Source organism: Sulfitobacter sp. HI0129 (assembly GCF_001635395.1).
Taxonomy (GTDB): domain Bacteria; phylum Pseudomonadota; class Alphaproteobacteria; order Rhodobacterales; family Rhodobacteraceae; genus Sulfitobacter.
In genome coordinates, this window is record NZ_LWGH01001112.1 from 1 (window position 1) to 2,325 (window position 2,325).

At 62.2% G+C, this 2,325-nt stretch carries 4 protein-coding genes; all 4 read right to left on the reverse strand.

Features of this window, described 5'->3' with window-relative positions:
- The coding region (locus A3764_RS23300; RefSeq protein WP_236628315.1) for a type IV secretion system protein at positions 1-454 on the reverse strand (454 nt) is incomplete at its 3' end.
- Positions 454-1,608, reverse strand: a complete 1,155-nt coding sequence (locus A3764_RS23305; RefSeq protein ID WP_201722140.1) for a lytic transglycosylase domain-containing protein — start codon at positions 1,606-1,608, stop codon at positions 454-456. The genes A3764_RS23300 and A3764_RS23305, both read right to left, overlap by 1 nt.
- The gene (locus A3764_RS25760) at positions 1,598-1,765 is read right to left on the reverse strand and encodes a hypothetical protein (RefSeq protein WP_176805116.1); all 168 of its coding nucleotides are present in this window, start codon (positions 1,763-1,765) and stop codon (positions 1,598-1,600) included. Before A3764_RS25760 ends, A3764_RS23305 begins: the two co-directional genes overlap by 11 nt.
- The coding region (locus tag A3764_RS23310) for a TraG/VirB4 family ATPase (protein WP_443069413.1) at positions 1,762-2,325 on the reverse strand (564 nt) is incomplete at its 5' end. The genes A3764_RS23310 and A3764_RS25760, both read right to left, overlap by 4 nt.

Here is a 2,325-nt window from a genome sequence, read left to right on the forward strand (position 1 = left end):
CCTCGTCAAAGCCGAGATCGGCCAGCACCCGATCCATCTGGGTTTCGATCTCGCCAGCGCCGGAGCCCGAGAGGCCCGAGAAATCCCCCGTCTTGATGGCCTCAATCGTGGCAAGGATGTCCCCGAACTCCTGGTCGAGAAGACCGTTCAATTCATCTTCCATCTCGGTGCGGATGATTTCGGGCAGTTCGGCGAGGCGGGTGAGCGCCTCATAGGTGCGTTGCAATTCGCCAAGTTGGTCCGTGAGCGTCGCAAGCTGTTCGCGGAGCTGCGTCAGCTGCTCGTTTTGCAGGATCTCGTCCTCGATCATCTGCCGGAGCTGCTGGATGTTTTGCGCGATGTTCTGGGTATCGACAACGGGTACGCCTTGTGCTGCGACAGGGGGTAGGGCGCTGAACTGCAAGCCAATGCCAAGCGTTGTGACCAAAACTGTCCTCAAGAGCAGGTGTCCCATCATTCAATCTCCCTGATCGTAAAATCCATGAACGCGCCTTCGGCCATGCGGGCGCTGGCCTGGGCCAGTTCTTCGGCGGAGAGCACGCGGGTGCGTGCCGCCTGAAGCCGGATGCGTGCAGCGACGAGGCGCACGAGTTCGGCGCGGGCATAGGTGTTGAGCGCGATGCTTTCTTGCACGTCCTCGGTTTCGGAAATCCGTTCGACGATTTCCGCAATACGCAGGGCGGCTTGCCTGATCGCGGCGGGTGAGTTATTGCCATAAAAGGCCGCCCCATGACCCGTGAGCGAGAGGTTGGCATTGGCCAGAAGCGCGGGGTCGATCGTGCCAAGCGCTTCGATCCCGCCGATACGGGTCAAATAGAGGTTATAGCGTTCGGGGATCACCTGGACGTAGTGCTGGGTCTCGCGAAAGGGCGGAACGCCGCCATACTCGAAAACCCGGCCAGGTCCGGCGTTATAGGCCGCGAGGGCGTTGATGATGTTGCCATCGAATGTGTTGAGCTGGGTCGCGAGATAGCGCGCGCCGCCATGCACCTGCAGATAGGGGCTGTCATAGTATTCTGGGTTGATGCCGAGATCGCTGGCGGTGCCCGGCATGATCTGGGTGAGGCCATAGGCGCCGACGGGAGACCGTGCACCGATGGTGAAACGGCTTTCCTGCCAGATCAGCGCTTGCAGCAGCGCGCGCCATTGGACGGGGGAGAGCCCTGCGCGGCCAACACCCGCAAAGCCGCTGGTCTCCTGGGCGACCCGGATGATGAGCTGCTCGATGTTCTCAGACGCATCCCCGAACGTCTGCGCACCGCCGGGATTGGGGTCGATGTCGGCATTGCCATAGACCGCCTCGACTGACCGGGCCGGATCCCCGCTGCCGCTTTCCAGCCCCGAGACCATAGCCGGCAAGCCCTGACCGCCGAAGCTGGTCTGGGCATCGAGGATGCGTTGCAGGGTTTCCAGCTGCTCCCGTTCGATCTCGGCAATGAGTTCGCGCACGGCGAGCTTGTCCGCCTGAACGGCCAAGTCAGCCTTGCGATCGCCAGTCTCGACGATGTCACGCGCGGTCAGCCCACTGTCATTGGTCGGCACGCCTTGAGACAAGGCGAGACCGGGCAGCAGGCAAAGTGCCAGGATATGAGGCAGGCTAGACTTCAACGTCGCCCTCCGGCGCGCCGAGCGGTGCGAAGTGGCAATCTTGGGATGTCGCTGCCGTCGAGGCGAGAAAGGAAAAGCAATTGGCCTGCGGCTCCCGATACTGTGTGCAGGAGGCCAGCGCGCCGAGCGCAGCCAAAGCGATAAGATTACGGATCATGAAAGCCTCCAAAAATCTGGGCGGTCGCGGTAATCGGCGCCAACAAGCGCTTCGCCCTTTTCCATGCCGCCAAGGATCGTGAGACTGGGCCCAAGGGCGCTCAGATCGGCATCGACGACGATCGAGCCCTGATCGTCGCGGATCAGTGCGAGGCGGCTGTTGCTGCCCGTGTTGAGAAGGACGTCGAGCTCCTTCTCCGTGAGGTTCAGCATGGCGTAGTCCGCAGGCTGCGCGCGGATATTGGGCAGCAGGATCTGCGTCGGAACGGCTTCGACGATGGTCTTGCCGGTCCGGGTGCGCTCAAGCTGGCTGGCATATTGCGTCATCATCACGGCGACGGTGTTCTGCTTGCGCGCAGTCACGAGCCAGTTCGACAACCGTTCGGCGAAATATGCGTTGTCGAGCGCCTTCCAGGCCTCGTCGATCACGATGATGGTGGGGCGGCGGTCCTCGATCTCGCGCTCGACCCGGCGGAAAAGATAGGACAGGACCGCCATCCGTTCCTTGTCGGCCTCGCTGTCTAGAATGCCGGTCAGATCGAAGCCCACGACATCGCCCTT

Excerpts from the sequence above, each read along its gene's own strand:
- A3764_RS25760 (WP_176805116.1), bottom strand. The coding sequence starts at position 1,765 with ATGATCCGTAATCTTATCGCTTTGGCTGCGCTCGGCGCGCTGGCCTCC.